Raw genomic sequence first — 20,312 nt, forward strand, 5'->3', positions numbered from 1 at the left:
TTGGTTATGACCTCATTAATTACAGTCGATATAATAACTATTGTGACAAATAAATCAAATGAATTATTGACAAAAATTGATACTTTAGGCTTATAGCCACAGGCCGATTTTCCAGACAACACCGTAGGTTAGAGCGCTTAACAGCGTAGGCAAAATAATGCTGCGCGTTCTCCAGAAGGTCAGGCCAAGTACGGCGAAGCCAGCCAACGTAGGCAGCAGGCGGCGGGCATCGTGGAGAATTTCCGGCACGCTGGAGACCACCAGCAGCGCGCAAATAGAGGCGATGCCGATGGTATCGAGCAGCACGCCGATCGGACCGCGACGCGTCGGACGCGCGTTAGCGGCACGCAGGCGCAACGGCAGATAGCGAAACAGATAGTTTACGCAGCCGACCACAACGCCGATCGTCAGGACATCACTGTTCATCGGGCATCCCCTGTATGCTGGCCTGTACCAGAGCGGTCAGGCAGCCGCAGACAATCCCGGCCAGAATGGCGGCGGGTATGGAAAACAGAATCATTCCCCCCAGCGCCCCTGCCAGCGCGGCGGTCACGCTAAGCGACTGCTTGCGCTGGAAAGAAGCCAGTAAAAAACTCATAAACAGCGCGGGAAGCATAAAGCCCAGCGCCGCCTCCACCGCCGGAAAGTCGGTCAGCAGGCCGCTACCTGAATACGCGCCGATCAGCGTGCCGAAGACCCACGACGCCCATGACAGAAAAGCGATACCGATCATCCAGCTTTCGCTCCAGCGTCGACCGTCGCGTACCAGTTTAGCGGTGGCGGCGGCAAAGACCTCATCGGTCAGGCCGAACGCCCAGATCGCGGTTTTTTTGTCGCTCAGCGCGCGCTGGATGCGGCTGCGCATGGAAGGGCCGTAGAGCACGTGACGAACGTCCATCGCCATGACGGTGAGCGCGGCGACCCACAGCGAGCTTCCCGCCGCCAGCATTGCGACGATCACGAACTGGCTGGCGCCCGCGTAAATAATGCAGGAGAAAAACAGGCTTTCCAGAGGAGTGAAGCCGAGCTTCGTAGCGTTGAGGCCGAAGGCGAAGGCCACGGGAATATAGCTAATGACGATCGGCAGGCTGTCTTTCAGGCCTTCAGCCAGCGTGGCCGCGTCAGCGGGAGGAGAGTGCGTCAATGCGTCAGGATTTTCCATAGGAATTGCTTATTAATCACTCACGTGAAAATCACATGATTAAACAGGTAGATTTACCTTAGCAGAGAGCCGTGCGGCTTAACAGCCGCTAACAGGCTGATGCTTAGAGTTATGCACTTTTTTTGCATATAAAACCATGTGGCGGGAAGGGCGGGGCGATGATAGCGAAGGTTGAGTCTGTACGTTCTGATGGCCCGGAAAGGCGGGAGCCTTTCCGGGGAAACGCGATAAAAGCGGGAAATTATTTCTGCGCGGCCAGCGCTTCGTTTACCCAGCCGTCAAACTGCTGCTGGTGGGCTTTGATCCAGCCGTCGACGTGGCCCTGAATATCCGCTTCCGAACCATGCCCCTCGTGCATCATGGCATTCTCGGCGTTGATATCGGCAATCGGCAGCTTCATGATGCTAAACAGCTTCGCCGCCGCTGGGTTTTTCTCGGCCCAGGCTTTGTTGGCGACGATATGCATGGTGCTGACCGGGAAGCCGTAGTTGGCGCCATTAGAGAGCTTCGTGTCGATATTTTTTTGCACGCCCGGCAGGGAGGAGAACGGTACCTGCAGCCAGACGACGTCTTTACCCGGTTTCAGCACATCGCTGACCCAGTAAGGCGTCCAGGTGTAGTAGATGACCGGCTTGCCTTCTTTATAACGGGCAATGGTGTCGGCCATCATGGCGGCATAGTTCCCCTGATTGTGGGTGACGGTGTTATTCAGACCATAGGCATCAAGCTGATGGTTAATCACCGCTTCACAGCCCCAGCCAGGCGTACAGCCGGTCAGGTCGGCTTTGCCGTCGCCGTTGGTGTCGAACAGTTTGGCGATTTTCGGATCTTTTAGCTGATCGATAGATTTGATGTGGTACTGCTCGGCGGTTTTCTTATCAATCAGATAGCCCTGCGCCGCGCCGTTCACAAACACGCCTTCGCGGTAGAACTTTTTATCGCCGCCGGCGGCAGCGTACATATCGTCGTGCAGCGGCTGCCAGTTGACGGCGGTAAAGGTGGCGTCGCCGGAAGCGAGCGAGGTATAGCCGACGTTGTAATCCACTTCGCTCGGCTTATCGACGGTATAACCGAGTTTCTCCAGCGCGCGGCTGACCAGCAGGGTCTGGAAGGTCTCTTCCGAAATGGTGCTCTGAATTGGCTTAACGGTAATGCCTTTGCCAGGCAGATCCGCCGCGAAGGCGGTGGTGGAAATGAGGGCGGTTAACGCTGTGGCAAGGATCGCTGTATGTCGCATCGTTGTTCCTTTTACTTATCAGAAGGGAAGTCTATCCCCCCGGCTGCCGGGGGGATGGGCTCTTATTTACAGAAAGGGCGAGTAATCAGCCCCAGAGGGCCGGTTGCATACCAGCGGCGGTTGCCGCGGCTGCGCGAGTCCCGTCCTACGGCCTGAGTCAGACGGTCAAGAATAATGGCGAGGATAACAATCCCGACGCCGCCAACGGTGGCCAGGCCCATATCAAGGCGACCGATGCCGCGCAGTACCATCTGGCCGAGACCGCCAACGGCAATCATCGAGGCGATGACCACCATCGACAGGGCCAGCATCAGCGTCTGGTTGACCCCGGCCATAATCGTCGGCATGGCCAGCGGTAGCTGAACCTTAAACAGCAGCTGACGCGGGCTGGCGCCGAAGGAGCGCGACGCCTCAATCAGATCCGCCGGCACCTGGTTAATCCCCAGAATGGTCAGGCGGACAATCGGCGGCAGAGCGAAGATAATGGTGACCACCACGCCCGGAACGTTGCCGATACCGAACAGCATCACAATGGGCACCAGGTAGACAAACGCCGGCGTGGTCTGCATCGCGTCGAGCAGCGGACGGATGATTTTCGCCGCCCGCGGGCTCCTCGCCAGCCATATCCCAAGCGGCAGGCCGATCAGCATACAAAACAGCAGCGCGGTCAGCACCAGCGCCAGGGTTACCATCGCCTGCGACCAGGCGCCGATAGCACCGATAGCGATCAGCGAAATCAGCGTCGCCGCGCCCATGCCGATGCTGGAAATCTGCCAGGCAATCAGCGAGAAAATAATAATCGCCACCGGCGCCGGCATACCCAGCAGCAGCTGCTGGAAGGCGCTCAGGATGTAATCCACCGGTACGCGAATCCCCTGGAATAGCGGACGGAAATGCATCACCACCCAGTCGATACCGTGCGTGACCCAGCTGTCGAGCGGGATCAGCGTGTTATGGAACGGGTCCATAATATTGAAGTGTTCCGGCTGCGGTGCGGGCGCGCTGCTCAGCCAGTCGGCGCCGCCGCCGTTGGTCGGCGCTGGCGTAGAGGTGCCCCAGGCATCGGCGGATTGCGCTGCGCTATCCGCCGCCGGTGCGGTGTCCCACGGGTTAGATTGATCAGCCATTGTTTGCCCCCTCGCGATCTAAAGCCTGCAGCAGCATTCGTTTGGAAATGATGCCGATATACTGGTGCCCCTCGTCGACAACCGGCACCGCGCACGGTGCATGGCCGACGTGAGAGAGGAGTTCGCTGAGCGGCGTTTGCGCATCCACCGCCTGCGGGGAGTCGATTAACGCCGCATCGATTCCCTGGCCTTCGCTCAGCGCGGCTTTGAGAGAATCAATGGAGACAATGCCAACAAATTTATTCCCGCGTTCAATGACGTAGCCATATTCGCGGTCTTCATCCTGCAATAATTTCAGCGCGGAGCGCGGGCCGAAACCGGGCGTTTTACGAATCAGACCCACCGGGCTGCGGCGGGCAATATCTTTGGCGCTGAATACCTGGCTAATATCGACGCCGCGGAAGAAGGTTCTGACATAATCATTGGCCGGATTATTGAGTATTTCATCCGGCGTGCCGACCTGAACCACTTCACCATTTTGCATAATGGCAATACGATCGCCAATACGCATGGCTTCATCAAGATCGTGGGAAATAAAGACCACGGTACGCTGATGTCTGGCCTGTAATTTAGTTAGCTCATCCTGCATCTCGGTACGAATTAATGGGTCGAGCGCCGAGAAGGCTTCATCCATTAACAGAATATCGGGATTAATCGCCAGCGCGCGGGCGAGACCAACGCGCTGGCGCATACCGCCGGAGAGTTCATCCGGGTATGCATGAGCATACTTTTCCAGGCCGACCTGACGCAGCGCCTCCAGCGCTTTTTCCTGGCGTTCCTGAGTCGGCACGCCGGCCAGCTCCATGCCGAAACCGGCGTTGTCGAGCACGGTCATATGCGGCATAAGCGCAAAGGATTGAAAAACCATTGCAATCTTTTTTCTGCGCACCTCGCGGAGCTCGGCGTCAGAGATTTTAGCGATATCGACGCCGTCGATCAGGACCTGGCCGCGGGTGGGTTCAATCAGGCGATTGAGAAGGCGAACCATGGTGGATTTCCCCGATCCGGAGAGCCCCATGATGACGAATATCTCGCCTTCTTCAATGGTCAGACTGGCGTTCTTTACGCCAAGCGATAGCCCCGTCTTTTCCAGTATTTGTTCTTTCGATAGTCCTTTATCGATATATTTGAAAGCCCTCTGCGGGTGCTCGCCAAATATCTTATAGAGATTCTTAATTTCTAATTTAATTGCCATGCAATAGAGTGTTTCCTGTTATTTATTAATATCGATACGGTACCCGATGGTGATAATTGCTTTTTTACACCCTAACATACTGAGAATCTGTGACAACCCTTTATGTGGAGCTGCCAGGGAAATGCGCAGGGGAGAATTCCGGTTCATCCCCCGTGATATAAGGGCTGAGCCTGAATGACCTGTGGTTGATATTTTTTAGTTATGTTGCCTTAATTCAGGCAGAAATCGCGGACATACTGTTGAATATGACACGGTGATGACCGAAAGATATTGAGTGAGGCGAAAACAAATAATGTGAAATAAATCACCAGGAAATATGCTGATATATTCCTGGTGAAAGTAGGGCTAAAAGTCCCAATCGCCGTCGACGGTTTCTTCCGCTTTTCCCATCACATACGATGAACCTGAACCGGAAAAGAAGTCGTGGTTTTCGTCGGCATTCGGCGAGAGCGCGGCGAGGATCGCCGGATTGACGGCGGCCATTTCCGCCGGGAACAGCGCGTCGTAGCCGAGGTTCATCAGCGCCTTGTTGGCGTTGTAGCAGAGGAAGGCGTTGACCTCTTCAATCCAGCCGCTATCGGCGTACAGTTCGCGGGTGTAGGCCAGTTCGTTGTCATACAGATCCATCAGCAGGTCGAGGGCGAAGTTTTTCATCTCTTCGCGCTTCTCGGCGCTGACTATTTCCAGACCTTTCTGGAATTTGTAGCCAATGTAATAACCGTGTACTGCTTCATCGCGGATGATCAGACGAATCAGATCGGCGGTGTTGGTCATTTTCCCCCGGCTGGAGAAGTACATCGGCAGCCAGAAGCCGGAATAGAAAAGGAAGGATTCGAGAAAGACGCTGGCGATTTTTTTCTTCAGCGGTTCATCTGCCTGATAGTACTCCAGTATCAGCTGCGCTTTGCGCTGCAGCGGCGCGTTTTGTTCGCTCCAGGCATAGGCGGCATCGACGTCTTTGCTCTGGCAGAGCGTCGAGAAAATGGAACTGTAGGAGCGGGCGTGCACCGCCTCCATAAAGCTGACGTTCGACAGCACCGCTTCCTCATGCGGGGTGAGGGCGTCGGCCATCAGCGCCGGGGCGCCGACGGTATTCTGGATGGTATCGAGCAGCGTCAGCCCGGTGAAGACGCGAATCGTCAGCTGCTGCTCCGCCGGAGTGAGGGTTTGCCAGGCGGGGATATCGTTGGACAGTGGCACCTTCTCCGGCAGCCAGAAGTTGCTGGTCAGCCGATTCCAGACCTCCAGATCCTTATCGTCTTCAATCTTGTTCCAGTTGATGGCGCTGATGCGCGATAAATGGGTCATCCTGTTCTCCTTACAGCGCGCAGGACACGCAGCCTTCGATTTCGGTACCTTCCAGCGCCAACTGGCGCAGACGGATGTAATACAGCGTTTTGATGCCTTTCTTCCACGCGTAGATTTGCGCTTTATTGATATCGCGCGTGGTGGCGGTATCGGGGAAGAACAGGGTCAGCGACAGCCCCTGATCGACATGGCGCGTCGCCTCGGCGTAGGTGTCGATGATCTTCTGCGGTCCGATTTCGTAAGCATCCTGATACAGCGCCAGGTTGTCGTTGGTCATAAACGGCGCCGGATAGTAAACGCGCCCGGTTTTCCCTTCTTTGCGGATCTCAATCTTCGACACGATCGGGTGGATGCTGGAGGTCGCGTGATTGATGTAGGAAATCGAGCCCGTCGGCGGCACCGCCTGCAGGTTGCGGTTATAAATGCCGTAGCGCATCACGTCATCGCGCAGCTGCCGCCACATATCGCGGTCGGGCAGGGCAATACCGGCACGGGCGAATAGCGCGCGGACTTTCGCCGTTTTCGGCTGCCAGTCGCCTTCCAGGTAGGGGCGGAAATAGTCGCCGCTGGCGTACCGCGACTGCTCGAATCCGGCAAAACGCGTGCCTTTTTCCCGTGCTATCAGCATCGAGGTGCGCAGCGCGTGCCAGGTGATGGTATAGAAATAGAAATTGGTGAAATCCAGTCCCGCTTCGCTACCGTAGGCAATACCTTCGCGCGCCAGATAGCCGTGCAGATTCATCTGCCCAAGGCCGATGGCGTGCGAAGCGGCATTGCCCGCCGCCACCGACGGTACCGAACGGATATCGCTCATTTCGGACACCGCGGTCAGACCGCGCACCGCGACCTCGACCGTGCGGGCGAAATCAGGAGAGTCCATGGTGTGGGCGATATTCAGCGAGCCGAGGTTGCAGGAGATATCCTGGCCGATGCTGGCGTAATCCAGGTTTTCGTCAAAGGTAGAAGGCGCGTTGACCTGCAGGATCTCCGAGCACAGGTTGCTCATATTGATGCGCCCGGCAATCGGGTTCGCACGATTCACCGTGTCTTCAAACATGATGTACGGATAGCCGGACTCAAACTGAATTTCCGCCAGCCGCTGGAACAGATCGCGGGCGCGGATCCAGCGCTTGCTGACCCGCTCGTCGGCCACCAGTTGCGCATACATTTCGCTCACCGCGATATCGCCGAACGGTTTACCGTACAGACGCTCGACGTCGTAAGGGGAGAACAGCGCCATCTGCGCATCTTCTTTCGCTAGCTGAAAGGTGATATCCGGAATCACCACCCCGAGCGAGAGCGTTTTGATGCGGATTTTTTCATCGGCGTTTTCGCGTTTAGTATCCAGGAAACGCAGGATATCGGGATGATGGGCGTGCAGATAGACCGCGCCGGCCCCCTGGCGCGCGCCAAGCTGGTTGGCGTAGGAGAAGGCGTCTTCCAGCATTTTCATCACCGGCACCACGCCGGAGGACTGATTCTCGATGCGCTTGATTGGCGCACCGGCTTCGCGAAGATTGGAGAGCAGAAACGCCACGCCGCCGCCGCGCTTAGATAGTTGCAGCGCCGAGTTCACCGCCCGGCCAATGGATTCCATATTGTCTTCGATGCGCAGCAGAAAGCAGGAGACCAGTTCGCCGCGCTGCTGTTTACCGGCGTTGAGGAACGTCGGCGTGGCGGGCTGAAAGCGCCCGGAGAGGATCTCATCGGTCAGCTGATGGGCCAGCGTCTCGTTACCCTGCGCCAGGGTCAGGGCCACCATGCAGGTACGATCGGCAAAGTCTTCAAGGTAGCGCTTACCATCGAAGGTTTTTAGCGCGTAGCTGGTATAGAACTTCCACGCGCCGAGAAACGTCTGGAAGCGAAAGCCGTAGCTGTGAGCGTGCGCGAACAGCGCAAGAATAAACGAGCGAGGGTAGCGGGTCAGCACCCTGGCATCGTAATAGCCTTCGGCGACCAGCCACGTCAGCTTGTCGTCCTGAGTGGTAAAGGGCACGGTCTTCGGCTCAACGTGGCTGGTCATAAACGCCGCCACCGCCTGATGGTCTTTGTCAAACGGGATGCGGCCGTTGCTGTCGTAAAGATTCAGCATCGCGTTGAGAGCGTGGAAATCCGGCGCCTCGGTGGTTATATGTTCTGCGGTTGTCGTTGCCAAAATTCGCTTACTCCTTTACGCACGTTGTCGACATCTTGCGGGGTGCCCATTAGCTCAAAGCGATAGAGATACGGTACGCCGCATTTCTGCTTGATGACGTCGCCAGCCCGGCCATAGGCCTCGCCAAAATTGCGGTTGCCCGCGGCGATGACGCCGCGAATGAGCTGGCGGTTGTGCGGATCGTTGAGGAAACGGATCGCCTGTCGGGGAACCGCGCCCGCCGTGCCGCCGCCGCCATAGTTGGGGACGATGAGAATGTAGGGTTCGTCTACCTGGATGCGCTCGCGCTCGTTAAGCGGAATACGCACGGCGGGCAGTCCCAGACGCTGGACGAACCGGTGCGTATTTTCGGAACTGCTGGAGAAGTAGACGATCAGGCTCATACGCTGGCCGTTGTAACTGTCGGGCGTAGGCGGTTGATCATATCGGGACGAAAGCCGGACCAGCGGGTCTCTCCGGCAATCACCACTGGCAGCTGACGGAAACCCTGCTCGCGCAGCATATCGACGGCTTCAGGATGGTGGTCGATGTTGATCATGTCGAATTCAAACCCGCCGGTTTCCATGGCCCGTTTAGTGGCATGGCACTGTACGCAGTCGTTTTTAGTGTAAATAGTAATGCGCATGATTCGTATTTCCATTTAAGATAGCGGTACGGCGCTAAAACAGACGTCGCTTGCTATGGGTTATCGATGAAGGAAATACTAGATGTAGTTATTTAAAAGTTCAACAGCGCAATATATATGGTTTTTGTAAAGGTTAGCCCCCGCAAAAGGATCCTGCGGGGGGCGGGACTTTGTGACGTGAAATTACAGGCGCATGCTCACCGCCAGGCGGTTAAAGGCGTTCATCAGGCTGATGGCGAAGGTTAGATCGCTAATCTGGCGGGCGCTAAAATGGTCCAGCAGCGGCAGATAAACATCGTCTTCCGCATGGCTTTCGGCGATATAGGTGACCGATTCCGCCCACCCCAGCGCCGCGCGTTCGGCATCGCTGAAATGGGCGCTCACCCGCCAGCCTGCCAGCGCGTCCAGCTTATTCTGCGCCACGCCGGATTTACGCAGGGCTTTGCTGTGCATCTCCAGGCAGAAGGCGCAGCCGTTGATTTGCGACACCCGCAAATACACCAGCTCTATCAGCGCGCCATCCAGCTCGCTTTTTTCCAGCGCAATTTTGGCCTGAACCAGGGCGTTATAAACTTCCGGGCTCAGTTCATTGTACGGCTGACGTAGTGTGTTCATTTTACTCTCCTCATTAAGACGCGAGGAAAATAGCACTATAATGGACTGCATAAGATAGCCATATTGTGATGAAAAAAGCAGACCATGATGGACGGTAAAAAAATTCCGCACTACCAGCGCATTGCCCGACAGCTTAAGCAGGCGATTGAGGGCGGCGAGCTGGCTCCCGGCAGCAGACTGCCTGCGAGTCGGGTATATGCTCAGGAGCTTGGCGTGTCGCGGGCGACCATTGAGAACGCCTGGGGGGATCTGGTCGCGCAGGGGTGGCTGGAGCGGCGCGGACAGGCGGGGACCTTTGTCAGCGAGCGGCTTATTCCGCAGCAAAACGCGCTCGTTCAGACTGTCGCGGGCGATGAGCCCGCGGCGGCGCTGCCGTTTCAGCTGGGGTTGCCCGCGCTGGATCTGTTTCCACGCGGCCTGTGGGCGCGCGTAATGGGGCGTCGTCTGCGTACGCAAACGCGTTTTGACCTTGCGCCAGGCGATCCCTGCGGTGAACTGACGCTTCGCCGGGCGATCGTCGATTATTTGCGCCTGTCGCGCAGCATTGAGTGTCGGCCTGAGCAGGTCTTGATCACCGGTAGCTACGCGGCCTCGATGCGCCTTATTTTGCGCACGCTGGCGCGGCCTGGCCAGCAAATGTGGATGGAAGATCCGGGGTTTCCGCTGATCCGGCCGGTCGTGAACGACGAGGGGGTGGCGATCAGCCCCGTTCCGGTCGACGGAGACGGGATGGATATTGCCTGGGCGCAGCGGCATTACCCGAATGCCCATTTCGCACTGCTGACCCCGGCTCATCAGAGCCCGCTTGGCGTGGCGCTCTCGCTGTCCAGGCGCAGACAGCTCCTGTTATGGGCGGCGCAGAATAACGCGTGGATTGTCGAAGATGATTACGATAGCGAATTCCGCTATCACGGTAAGCCGCTACCGCCGCTGAAAAGCCTCGACGCCCCGCAGCGGGTTATCTATGCCGGGACGTTCAGTAAGTCTTTGTTTCCGGCATTACGCGCCGCCTGGCTGGTGGTGCCTGCGCAACTGGTGGCGCAGTTTCGTGAACAGGCCGCGCTAATGAGCTGTAGCGCACCGACGCTGTGGCAGCAGACGCTGGCGGATTTTATTCGCGAAGGCCACTTCTGGCGCCATCTGAAGAAAATGCGTGCCGGCTATGCGCAGCGCCGCCTGTGGCTTGAGTCGGCGCTGCGCGCGCAGGGCTTTACCGTGGTGCCTCAAGCGGGCGGGATCCAGATGGTGGTCAGGGTGGCCGGTGACGATCGCCTACTGGCGCAGCTCGCCAGGCAGGCCGGTCTGGCCGTCCAGGCGCTAAGCGACTGGCGAATGGAGAGTCGAGGAGAAGGGGGGCTGATAATGAGCTTCACCAACCTGACGTCGGCAGAAGTGGCGAATCAGGCTGTGCGTATGCTGGATGCCGCGCTTTACGCGAAGAGATAACAAAAACCCCTGCAGTGCAGGGGTAGACGCGTATTTGTTATCTTCATGGGTCTGGCAGCTTTATTATCGACGTAGATTCAGTAATACGCCAATAAATACCCCAACGGCTGCTGCGGCACCGACGCTTTGCCACGGTTTGTCGCGCACGTAGCTGTCAGCGCAGCCCATGGCGTCGCATGCCGCCTGCTGGACGCGGTTGTTGCCGTTAAGCCGGGCGCGGGTCTCTTTGAGCAGCGCCTGCGCTTTTTTGCGCGCGGCCTCCGCTTCATCTTTGGCGTCGCTGCCCCACGATTTCATCACCTCTTCCAGCGTATCCGCTAATTGGCTGACATCGTTATGGATATCTTCAGCGCTCTCTTCTACGTTGTTGCGGTTTGCTCGGTTGGCCATTGGTTTCTCCCTTAATTCCATTGAGACTATAAGTGTAGGACAAGATTTTGAATTATGCTGTAAATAGCCCTTTATGGAATATTCCGAAAGCGTTGACTTTAATGAATAAGGTAAGGTTAACGTGCGGTAAAAGATAATGAGGAATGAGTATGTATTTAAGACCCGATGAGGTGGCGCGTGTTCTTGAAAAAGCCGGCTTCACCATGGATGTTGTGACGCAAAAAGCGTACGGCTATCGCCGTGGCGATAATTATGTTTATGTGAACCGTGAAGCTCGTATGGGGCGTACCGCGTTAATTATTCATCCGGCTTTAAAAGAGCGCAGCACAACGCTTGCGGAGCCCGCGTCGGATATCAAAACCTGCGATCATTATGAGCAGTTCCCGCTCTATTTAGCGGGTGATGCTCAACAGCATTATGGTATTCCACACGGGTTCAGTTCGCGAATGGCGCTTGAGCGTTTTCTGAGTGGCCTGTTTGGCGAAACGCAGTATAGCTGACAAAAAGCGGCTGGCGGAACCAGTCGCTTTTTTGTATCAACTCAGGCTTTGGCCTGCTGGTAGGGGGCTGACGCGGAACAGGCGACGGCAGTAGTCGAGGAAATAACCGTACGCTGCGCCCATCATCATTGATACAACGATATTGGAACTTACCGCCGCGGCGATCTGATGCCAGTCGGCGCCAACAACCAGCAGAATCGCCACGTATACCGGCGACTGGAACGTCACATAGGCCACTACATCGGCAATATTCTTCATCCAGCCGGACGCGCTGATGCGGCGCGCCTGGCGCATCGCGAAATCGCGATAAAAGCCGTAAGGCACGGCAATAATAATGTTCACCGGAATCGCCACCAGTCGCGAAGATAACGACTGCTGGAAGGTCATTCCGGAGAGAAAAATTTCGATCATCATGTTCACAACGGTGCAGTAAACCACCATCGCAAAGGTGTCTGCTACCGCATGACGCAAGCGGGACTGCGCAGAGAACATCGGTGTGCTCCTCGAAAATGAAGTCGATAATGCCAAAAGACTGGCCGTTAATCAGAGTTTTTGGGTATCTGTTTTGATGCGCGTAGATTATATCTCTGCATTAAAAGAGGCAACTAGCTATAAATTTTTATTTAAAGGCTTTTGGTCGATAAAATACTCTGCTTCAGGCTGTTTTTTGTTCGTTACGCTACTTTTGTTCCTGGTGTTTATTTTTTTTATATTTTTCAAAGAGATAGTTTATTATTGCGCCGTGGGGATCGGCGGGAGGCAGGGCGGAAGAGGACGATTGCGCGACAGAATCGCGTCGCGGTGGGCAGTGCATCACTTTTGGCATTTTTTACTCTTCTAAAAGCAAATCGTCAGCATGATATGCTGATTTAATTGCTGGGTGAGCATTCAGATTTTTTGCATGACTATTCCGCCAACGACAGTGCCGCCTTGTGATGGCCTGGCCGGGGTATACGGATAACTTGCTGAGCATGCAGGTAATAAGCTAAAGACATTGGCTGGTTGATATTTCTCTTTTTGACCGGGTTTATTCACTGTGGGAAATTTCGCTTTTATCGATTTGTTTATCTTATTTATTGTCAAATATAGCTGATGGTATATCCGCAATTAGTGAAAGGCTGGAAATAAATAATTGTATCAATTAAACTAGCGTCGTAATCTTTGTTTCATTTGCTATTTGGGAATTTTTGAATTATATGTCATTACTATTAGAGAAGCTGAATAATATACGTTCACTCCGCGCCATGTCCCGTGAATTCTCCATTGACGTGCTTGAAGATATGCTGGCAAAGCTAAGGACCGTCACTGAAGAAAAACGTGCTGAAGAGCAGGCTGCTCAGGCACAGCGGGCAGAACATCAGGAAAAACTAAATACCTGGCTGGAGTTAATGATTGCTGATGGTATTACCCCTGAACAATTAGTGGGCCACAATAGCGCTTCCTCGAAAGGGAATAAAAAGCGCCAGCCGCGTCCGCCTAAATATCGTTTTACCGATCATACCGGCGCCGAGAAAACCTGGACCGGACAGGGACGTATGCCGAAGCCGCTTGCGAAAGCGATGGCTGAGGGAAAATCCCTTGATAGTTTCCTAATCTAATCGTTAAAACGGTGGGGAGACCCACCGTTATTGTTACCCGGCTTGATCAGCACACGCCAAAATCGCCGTCTTCTTTATATGCCGTCACATCGGCAGCCTTCAGCGTATATTTCTCGCCCTGCTCGTTGCTTGCCTGAACGGCAATAATGCGATCGTCCTCGACTTCAACGACTTTAAGTTTTGGCCCACCCGCGCGCGGTTGTACCAGGTCACCGACTGAAAACATACTGCTTCTCCTGTGTGCTGATAAATCTTTCGCTGACAATAACCATAGCTCAGCAAAAGCGTTACCAACAACTGACCAAAAGAGGTAGAGGCTAGCGACGGTTCCAGGGCATCAAAGCCAAAAGACGCGCCATACCGCAAAAACCGGTGATCCCGGCGAAGGTTAATCCGGCGCCGACGAAGGCGCTAAGCAGAAAAAAGCCGCTATTAAAAGCGTAACCTAAAGCGACGCCAAGCAAGATCAGAACCCCGGCGGCGATCTGGACCTGGCGCATCAGCGGTAGCGGCTGAGATTTATCCTCTTTCACCGGCAGACCCGCCGCTTTCCACGCCTGAATTCCGCCAGCCAGTAGTTTTGCCTGCGCCGGTGCGGCGGCCTGCGCCAGACGGGAGGCATTATTCTGGGTGCGCGATCCCGCCTGACAGTGAAAAACGATCGTTTCTTCAGGGTTGGCGCGCAGCGCCGAGCCATTCGTCAGGGTTGCCAGCGGCATGAGTTCCGCTCCGGGAATATGCTCGCGGGCGTATTCATCGGCATCGCGGATATCGATCAGCCGCGCGCCGCGGCCGATGAGGTCCCGGGCTTCGGCAGGAGAAAGAGTGGCAATAGTCATAAACGCTCCTTAAGGGCAATAGATTGACTTCAGCGCGGCGACGATGTGCTGAACCGCTGGCCGGGTAATGAAGTAGTGAATGCGCTGCGCCTGGCGTTCGCAGCCGATCAGGCCTTCATCGCGCATCCGCGCCAGATGCTGGGAGGTAGCGGAGGGGCTCAGTCCGGTGATGCGCGCCAGTTCGCCGGCGCTGGTGCCCGGCGCATCGCATAGCATGCACAGAATCAATAGCCTGCTGGGATGGCTCATGGCTTTCAGCAGCGCGGCGGCTTCGCCGGCGCTGGCCTGTAGCTGTTCGGGTGTATTCATTTATTTTAGTCTTTTCTAAATTTAGTAAAGTCTAAAATAAAAAAGCGTCTAACGCCAGCAATGAATGCTGCAGTGACAAAATGGCGCGGCTGAAACCTGGTAACGCTAATGCCGGTAATATGGCCACCGCGCTTCACGCCCTGAGCGAATCAGAAGGCTATGCGCTATGGCTCCCGCGACGGGCGGCGCGGCGATACAGCGTGCTGCGCGCGACGCCTAAAGCCTGCGCGGCTTTACTGATATTGCCGTTATAGCTTGCCAGCGTATCGGCAATCAGCTGCGCATCGTGCTGCTGAAGCCCGCGCGGCGGGCGGGGCACGGGAGAACTTCGGTATTCCTGGGGCAAATCATCCACCGTCAGCGTTTCACCCTCTTCGGCGAGCGCCAGCAGTACCCTCATTAGGCTTTGCAGCTGACGGACGTTGCCTGGCCAGGGTTGAGTCGCCAGGTGTTGCACAACCTCCGGGGCCAGCGCGACGCGACGTTTTTCTCCGCCGAGCTCGCGCCACAATCGCTGGATAAACGCCGGGCGTTCAGGCCACTCGCGCAGCGGCGGCAGCGTCAGAGCAAACTCGCGCAGGCGGTAGAGCAGGTCTTCGCGGAAGGTACCTTCGGCGACGCGCTGCGCCAGGTTGCGGTGGGTGGCGCAAATCACCGCGAAGTTAACCGGCGAGCTTCGGCTGGCGCCAAGGGGCGTGACCTCTTTCTCCTGTAAGATCCTCAGCAGCCGGGTCTGCAGCGTTAACGGCATATCGCCGATCTCGTCAAGAAACAGCACGCCGCCGTCGGCCTCGCGAATCTTGCCGATATAGCCGTTTTTGTTTGCGCCGGTAAACGCCCCGGGCTGGTAGCCAAACAGCTCGGATTCAATCAGCGACTCCGGAATGGCGGCGCAGTTGATGGCGACGAACTTGCCGCCACTCCAGCGGCTGTGCCGGTGCAGGGTGCGGCTGACGTACTCTTTGCCGCAGCCGGTTTCGCCTTCGATACACAGACCGATCCCGGCGTTAAGCAGGCGCAGCAGCTTCTCCCCTTCGCGCTGGTTGGAGAAGGGCAGATCGATACCTGGGCGTGGGGTCACCGCGACGCTTGCGGTAGCGGGCGCGCGCAGACGGAAATAGTAGTGACGATCCCCGGCGGCGAGCGGCAGCGGTATGCTGACGGCGGTTTGCCGCAACCGTGGAAAAAGCTGCTGAAAAGTGAGATGGCCGAACTGTTCTGCGTTGAGCGAGAATTCGCGCATCGCCAGCCGGTTGGCGGCCGTCAGAACTGCGTCCGTAAACACCAGCAGCAGTTCATCGACGCCGTCGAGTTTCTCCGGCTGAGGGTGAAGGCTCATCAGCCACTGCTGTGGATGCAGACTCTGCTTAAACCACAGATACTCTATCTGCTTCGCGGCGCCTTTCACCCACGCCAGCGTTCGCGCGTGCGGATAGTGAGCCGGGCCGGAGATATCCAGCACCCCGGCTATATTGCCCTCGGGACTTTGCAGCGGCACGGCGGCGCAATAAAGTCCCCGGTTGCTGGCCAGGAAATGCTGGCGGCCATCGATTTCGCAGCTGTCGTCAATCGCCAGCGCGGTGCCAATGGCGTTGGTTCCGCGTCCGCTTTCGCTCCACAGATTGCCCGGCGCTAAAGCGAAGCGCTGCGCTTTCTGCATGGCGTGCGTATCGCCAAAGGTTTGCAAAACCAAACCGCTGGCGTCGGAGAGAACCACGACGGATTGCAGGTCGTTGACTTTGCGGGAAAGCGCATTGACGACCGGCTGGGCCAGCGTTTGCAGGCGGCTATGGTTGGCGAGCCTCTCGGCCAGTTCGCTGGCGTGCAGGCGAGGGAAGTCATCCGTGGCGGGGTCGAGGCCATAGCGCTGGCTGCGGCACCAGGAGTCGCTCAGCAGCGGACTCGCTTCGATCTCTGGCGTCAGGGCAAACGGATTTCCTGGCACGGGACACCTCATGGTTTTATTTGTGTTGCAATATTGTAGCTATAAGGTTTTTGTAGTGTTGCGATTTGCGACACATAAGAGACATTCCATGCGACAGAACGAAAAGTGAATCTATTAAGTAATTGAAAATAAATAATTATTTAAAATAAGGAAAAATGGCATAACCCCTGCAATAGGGGAGAGGCGCAGCGAGCAGCCGTACAAAACTAATACGCCGCTGCGCTTCAACCCTACATGAAGGAGATTCGCGATGCGTTATGCACATCCTGGCACGCCGGGCGCTTTGGTAGCACTGAAGTCAGCCTACGGTAACTTTATTGACGGTAAATTTGTCGAACCGATCGGCGGTGAATTCTTTATGAATACCTCCCCGGTCGACGGTAGCAACATCGGGCAGTTTCCGCGTTCTGATGCCAAAGATATCGACTTCGCCCTTGATGCGGCGCACCGGGCTGCCGACGCCTGGGGCAAAACGTCGGCTCAGCACCGCGCGAATCTGCTGCTGCAGGTTGCCGACCGTATTGAAGCCAATCTGGAATATCTGGCGGTGGCGGAAAGCTGGGATAACGGTAAGCCAATCCGCGAAACCCTTAACGCCGATCTGCCGCTGGCGGTCGATCACTTCCGCTATTTCGCCGGCTGCCTTCGCGCGCAGGAGGGAAGCACGGCGGAGATTGATGAAACGACGGTGGCTTACCATTTCCATGAGCCTCTCGGCGTGGTCGGGCAAATTATTCCGTGGAATTTCCCGCTGCTGATGGCCGCCTGGAAGCTGGCTCCGGCGCTGGCGGCGGGCAACTGCGTGGTACTTAAACCGGCGGAGCAGACGCCGCTCAGCATTACGCTGCTGCTGGAGATTATTGGCGATCTGTTCCCGGCGGGCGTGCTTAACGTGGTGCAGGGGTTTGGCAAAGAGGCGGGCGAAGCGCTGGCAACCAGTAAACGCATCGCCAAAATCGCCTTCACCGGCTCCACGCCGGTTGGCCGGCATATTATGGCCTGCGCGGCGGAAAATATTATCCCCTGTACAGTTGAGCTGGGCGGTAAGTCGCCGAATATCTATTTTGCCGACGTGATGGAAGGCGAAGAAGAGTATATCGAAAAGGCGGTAGAGGGCCTGGTTCTGGGCTTCTTTAACCAGGGCGAGGTCTGCACCTGCCCGTCCCGCGCGCTGATTCAGGAGTCTATCTACGAGCCCTTTATGGCGCGGGTCATGGACAAGGTAGCGCAAATTCGCCGCGGCGACCCCTTTGATACCGACACGATGATTGGCGCTCAGGCGTCGCGTCAGCAGTTCGATAAGATCCTTTCCTATATTAAGATCGCCCGCGATGAAGGCGGTAAGATCCTGACCGGCGGCGAACGCGCCAGCATCTCTGCCGAACTGGATAACGGTTTCTATATTCAGCCGACGCTGATTCAGGGCCGCAACGATATGCGCAGCTTCCAGGAGGAGATCTTTGGCCCGGTTATCGGTGTCACCACCTTTAAAGATGAAGCCGAGGCGCTGTCTATTGCTAACCAGACCCAGTTTGGCCTTGGGGCCGGGGTGTGGACGCGGGATACCAATCTGGCCTATCGCATGGGGCGCGGCATTAAGGCCGGCCGGGTGTGGACCAACTGCTATCATATTTACCCTGCGCACGCCGCGTTTGGCGGTTACAAACAGTCCGGCGTAGGGCGCGAAACCCATAAGATGGCGCTTAACGCCTATCAGCAGACGAAAAACCTGCTGGTGAGCTACGGTACGGCGCCTCTGGGTCTGTTCTGATCGGTAACGTCAGCTATTTATTTTAGTAAAACCCGCAATCTTCAGCATAGATTGCGGGTTTATTATTCCGTAAAGAAAGTGTTGTTATTTGTTTTGCCTCCCTTGCTTTCACATGAAATACCCTTGGCATTGATATTCTCTATATATAATTACTCAGGTGATTATTGTTTTTTTGGTTACGAAAATAAGATAGAAACCAACCTAGGATTTATCCTAATATTGTGTAAATTCACGGTCCGCTCACAGAATGATTGCCGAAAAATTGCGGTAAATTCTAGGGTAATTGTTAAATTATACTGTCTGATGTTGATTTTTAATGTTGTTGTCTCGTGATTTTTGGTTGCGTTAATTAACAAACGGCGCAATGTTTTGAATATTATTCTTATATGTAAAATAAAACAGCATTTCATTAACATAACAAAATATTGCGAATTGTAATGGGTAAGGATAGTATTTATTTGTTCCCTTAATGAATGGTTGATCAATTACGCCGAAGTAACTTTCTTTTTTAATAAAAGATTCGAATAAGCAGCTCAGTTTTTTGCTGCCTGCTATCCTGCGGACGGAACGCGAATATTATTAACATGGAGGATCTGTACGCAGATTAGCCCGAGGCTTAAGCCATCGCGCTCAATCTGTCGAAAATATAAGTTAGAGATGAGATGAATAATGAAAACGCAATTTCGTATTATGGCAATGTTTGTCGGTGCTCTGGTTTCCGCTAGCGCATTATCCAGTCCTTCACAATCGGCCAGTTCAGTAATGACCGTTAACCCCGGCTTTAGTGCGGGAACGCAGGGCACGGGCGGTCAGGTAGAATTTACCGGCTCCATTACTGACTCCTCTTGTAATGTCGATAGCACCAGTGCGAACCAAAGCGTCGATCTGGGAAAATGGGCGAGCAGCTATTTTACCGGAGCAGGTTCTGAAACGACGAAAACCGCCTTCCATATCAAAGTAAAAGATTGTCCTTCCACCGTCACCACCGTCTCGGTACTGTTTGACGGTACCCGTGATACCAACAATAGCGATCTGCTGGCGATTAACGGTACCGCAAGCGGGGTGGCGATAAAGCTTTACGAAGACGATAAGTCAACACCGGTTGATCTCGGCGCCGTATCACGTGGCCACAGCGTTACCGCTGGCGCGAGCGGGGCGGCAACAGGTACCGCCGATCTGGAATTCTTTGCCGACTATGTCTCAACCAGCGCGGTTTCCGCCGGTTCTGCCAACGGTACGGCCAACTTCAATATGATTTACAACTAATACCCTAAAAGCGGGTAAAGCTGCGGTTATTTATGGCTTCCCATGCTGGGCCGCTGCCTGGCTGAAATACGGATGCATCATTTCAGCAGATTTTTTATCAGCTTCAGGTAGCGATACCCGCTTTTATTATTCCCGGACGGTAGTCATTATGAAACGAACGATCGCCGCGATAGCCTTTTTATTGCTATCAACTGCGGCACAGGCCGGTATTGTCATGGGAGGAACCCGTGTTATTTATCAGGAAGGGAAGCGTGAAGCCGCAATATCGGTCACCAACGCTGATACTCATTCACCTTATCTGGTGCAATCGTGGGTGGAAAACTATGCGGAAAACAATAAAAGCCGCGTGCCTTTTATTGTGACGCCGCCGCTTTTCCGTCTCGATCCCGAACAGCAGAACGTATTGCGTATTAACTATATTGGCGGAACGCTGCCCACCGATCGCGAATCCGTTTTTTGGCTCAACGTAAAAAGCATTGCGCCCACGAAAAAAGATGAAGCGAATAAGCTTCAGGTTAATATTAAATCAAAATTTAAGATTTTCTATCGTCCGAATGGTCTCCCGGGGGAGCCTGCCGATGCATGGCGCAAGCTGACGTTTAAAATTGAAGGTTCCAGACTGGTTGCCCAAAATCCGACGCCCTATTTTGTCTCCTTTTTTGTTATTTCGGTTGGCGCGACAGAAATTCCCGAACCCGGCATGATTGGCCCCCTTGACCATAAAGAGTGGCCAATTACTCATTCCGGGGCAGTCAAATGGCGCGCCATTAATGACTTCGGTGGTATTACGGATTACGCGCAACAGTAATTTTTGTTTGGCCTGG

General features: G+C 55.1%; 21 protein-coding genes and 1 pseudogene. 6 read left to right on the forward strand and 16 right to left on the reverse strand.

Going from position 1 to position 20,312, the window contains the following annotated elements:
- Window positions 1-90 precede the first annotated feature (90 nt).
- The 10 genes from ygaH to EGY08_RS21790 form a co-directional block, all read right to left on the reverse strand.
- Complete coding sequence (ygaH, locus tag EGY08_RS21745) at window positions 91-426, reverse strand: L-valine transporter subunit YgaH (RefSeq protein WP_004123982.1); 336 nt, start codon at window positions 424-426, stop codon at window positions 91-93.
- A complete protein-coding gene (locus EGY08_RS21750; RefSeq protein ID WP_123828891.1) occupies window positions 416-1,162 on the reverse strand; it encodes an AzlC family ABC transporter permease in 747 nt (248 codons plus the stop codon). The genes ygaH and EGY08_RS21750 overlap by 11 nt, the downstream gene beginning before the upstream one ends.
- 241 nt (window positions 1,163-1,403) lie before the next feature.
- Complete coding sequence (gene proX, locus EGY08_RS21755) at window positions 1,404-2,399, reverse strand: glycine betaine/L-proline ABC transporter substrate-binding protein ProX (RefSeq protein ID WP_014226500.1); 996 nt, start codon at window positions 2,397-2,399, stop codon at window positions 1,404-1,406.
- 62 nt (window positions 2,400-2,461) lie between these two features.
- Entirely contained in the window at window positions 2,462-3,526 is a 1,065-nt protein-coding gene (proW, locus tag EGY08_RS21760) for a glycine betaine/L-proline ABC transporter permease ProW (RefSeq protein ID WP_004123967.1), read from the reverse strand.
- Complete coding sequence (gene proV / locus EGY08_RS21765; RefSeq protein WP_123828892.1) at window positions 3,519-4,721, reverse strand: glycine betaine/L-proline ABC transporter ATP-binding protein ProV; 1,203 nt, start codon at window positions 4,719-4,721, stop codon at window positions 3,519-3,521. Before proV ends, proW begins: the two co-directional genes overlap by 8 nt.
- 345 nt (window positions 4,722-5,066) lie before the next feature.
- Window positions 5,067-6,029, reverse strand: a complete 963-nt coding sequence (gene nrdF / locus EGY08_RS21770) for a class 1b ribonucleoside-diphosphate reductase subunit beta (RefSeq protein WP_004123962.1) — start codon at window positions 6,027-6,029, stop codon at window positions 5,067-5,069.
- 10 nt (window positions 6,030-6,039) lie between these two features.
- A complete protein-coding gene (gene nrdE / locus EGY08_RS21775) occupies window positions 6,040-8,184 on the reverse strand; it encodes a class 1b ribonucleoside-diphosphate reductase subunit alpha (protein ID WP_004123959.1) in 2,145 nt (714 codons plus the stop codon).
- Window positions 8,157-8,567 carry a class Ib ribonucleoside-diphosphate reductase assembly flavoprotein NrdI gene (gene nrdI / locus EGY08_RS21780; RefSeq protein WP_123828893.1) on the reverse strand — a complete coding sequence of 137 codons (411 nt, stop codon included), beginning with the start codon at window positions 8,565-8,567 and terminating at the stop codon, window positions 8,157-8,159. Before nrdI ends, nrdE begins: the two co-directional genes overlap by 28 nt.
- Complete coding sequence (gene nrdH, locus EGY08_RS21785) at window positions 8,564-8,809, reverse strand: glutaredoxin-like protein NrdH (RefSeq protein WP_004123953.1); 246 nt, start codon at window positions 8,807-8,809, stop codon at window positions 8,564-8,566. The genes nrdI and nrdH overlap by 4 nt, the downstream gene beginning before the upstream one ends.
- A 183-nt stretch (window positions 8,810-8,992) precedes the next feature.
- A complete protein-coding gene (locus tag EGY08_RS21790) occupies window positions 8,993-9,424 on the reverse strand; it encodes a carboxymuconolactone decarboxylase family protein (protein ID WP_004123949.1) in 432 nt (143 codons plus the stop codon).
- Window positions 9,425-9,511: 87 nt separating this feature from the next.
- Between EGY08_RS21790 and EGY08_RS21795 the strand changes: the two genes are divergently transcribed.
- Window positions 9,512-10,870 carry a PLP-dependent aminotransferase family protein gene (locus tag EGY08_RS21795; protein ID WP_170100908.1) on the forward strand — a complete coding sequence of 453 codons (1,359 nt, stop codon included), beginning with the start codon at window positions 9,512-9,514 and terminating at the stop codon, window positions 10,868-10,870.
- 63 nt (window positions 10,871-10,933) lie between these two features.
- On the opposite strand, the gene EGY08_RS21800 is transcribed toward EGY08_RS21795, so the two are convergent.
- The gene (locus EGY08_RS21800; RefSeq protein WP_123828894.1) at window positions 10,934-11,260 is read right to left on the reverse strand and encodes a DUF883 family protein; all 327 of its coding nucleotides are present in this window, start codon (window positions 11,258-11,260) and stop codon (window positions 10,934-10,936) included.
- 149 nt (window positions 11,261-11,409) lie between these two features.
- On the opposite strand from EGY08_RS21800, the gene EGY08_RS21805 reads away from it, so the two are divergent.
- On the forward strand, window positions 11,410-11,760 hold the full coding sequence (locus EGY08_RS21805) for a DUF2002 family protein (RefSeq protein WP_004123942.1): 351 nt from the start codon (window positions 11,410-11,412) through the stop codon (window positions 11,758-11,760).
- A 41-nt stretch (window positions 11,761-11,801) separates the two neighbouring features.
- Here EGY08_RS21805 and alaE read toward each other — a convergent pair.
- Window positions 11,802-12,252: pseudogene (gene alaE / locus EGY08_RS21810) on the reverse strand (L-alanine exporter AlaE).
- 704 nt (window positions 12,253-12,956) lie between these two features.
- Here alaE and stpA point away from each other — a divergent pair.
- On the forward strand, window positions 12,957-13,358 hold the full coding sequence (stpA, locus tag EGY08_RS21815) for a DNA-binding protein StpA (RefSeq protein WP_004123936.1): 402 nt from the start codon (window positions 12,957-12,959) through the stop codon (window positions 13,356-13,358).
- Between the two features lie 46 nt (window positions 13,359-13,404).
- On the opposite strand, the gene EGY08_RS21820 is transcribed toward stpA, so the two are convergent.
- The 4 genes from EGY08_RS21820 to EGY08_RS21835 form a co-directional block, all read right to left on the reverse strand.
- On the reverse strand, window positions 13,405-13,584 hold the full coding sequence (locus EGY08_RS21820; protein ID WP_004123934.1) for a hypothetical protein: 180 nt from the start codon (window positions 13,582-13,584) through the stop codon (window positions 13,405-13,407).
- 91 nt (window positions 13,585-13,675) lie between these two features.
- Window positions 13,676-14,197 (reverse strand): rhodanese family protein, encoded by a 522-nt coding sequence (locus tag EGY08_RS21825; protein WP_049114730.1) that lies wholly within the window; start codon window positions 14,195-14,197, stop codon window positions 13,676-13,678.
- 9 nt (window positions 14,198-14,206) lie between these two features.
- The gene (locus EGY08_RS21830; protein WP_049114729.1) at window positions 14,207-14,506 is read right to left on the reverse strand and encodes an ArsR/SmtB family transcription factor; all 300 of its coding nucleotides are present in this window, start codon (window positions 14,504-14,506) and stop codon (window positions 14,207-14,209) included.
- 157 nt (window positions 14,507-14,663) lie between these two features.
- On the reverse strand, window positions 14,664-16,451 hold the full coding sequence (locus tag EGY08_RS21835; protein WP_123828895.1) for a sigma-54-dependent Fis family transcriptional regulator: 1,788 nt from the start codon (window positions 16,449-16,451) through the stop codon (window positions 14,664-14,666).
- A gap of 250 nt (window positions 16,452-16,701) precedes the next feature.
- On the opposite strand from EGY08_RS21835, the gene EGY08_RS21840 reads away from it, so the two are divergent.
- The 3 genes from EGY08_RS21840 to EGY08_RS21855 all read left to right on the forward strand — a co-directional run bounded on the left by EGY08_RS21840 (window position 16,702) and on the right by EGY08_RS21855 (window position 20,296).
- Window positions 16,702-18,222 (forward strand): aldehyde dehydrogenase family protein, encoded by a 1,521-nt coding sequence (locus tag EGY08_RS21840; RefSeq protein WP_004123921.1) that lies wholly within the window; start codon window positions 16,702-16,704, stop codon window positions 18,220-18,222.
- 669 nt (window positions 18,223-18,891) lie between these two features.
- The gene (locus EGY08_RS21850) at window positions 18,892-19,488 is read left to right on the forward strand and encodes a fimbrial protein (RefSeq protein ID WP_004123918.1); all 597 of its coding nucleotides are present in this window, start codon (window positions 18,892-18,894) and stop codon (window positions 19,486-19,488) included.
- Between the two features lie 148 nt (window positions 19,489-19,636).
- On the forward strand, window positions 19,637-20,296 hold the full coding sequence (locus EGY08_RS21855; RefSeq protein ID WP_004123915.1) for a molecular chaperone: 660 nt from the start codon (window positions 19,637-19,639) through the stop codon (window positions 20,294-20,296).
- Window positions 20,297-20,312 lie beyond the last annotated feature (16 nt).

Origin of the sequence: Klebsiella sp. FDAARGOS_511 (genome assembly GCF_003812845.1) — a bacterium.
In the GTDB taxonomy this organism is placed as follows: Bacteria; Pseudomonadota; Gammaproteobacteria; order Enterobacterales; family Enterobacteriaceae; genus Klebsiella; species Klebsiella grimontii.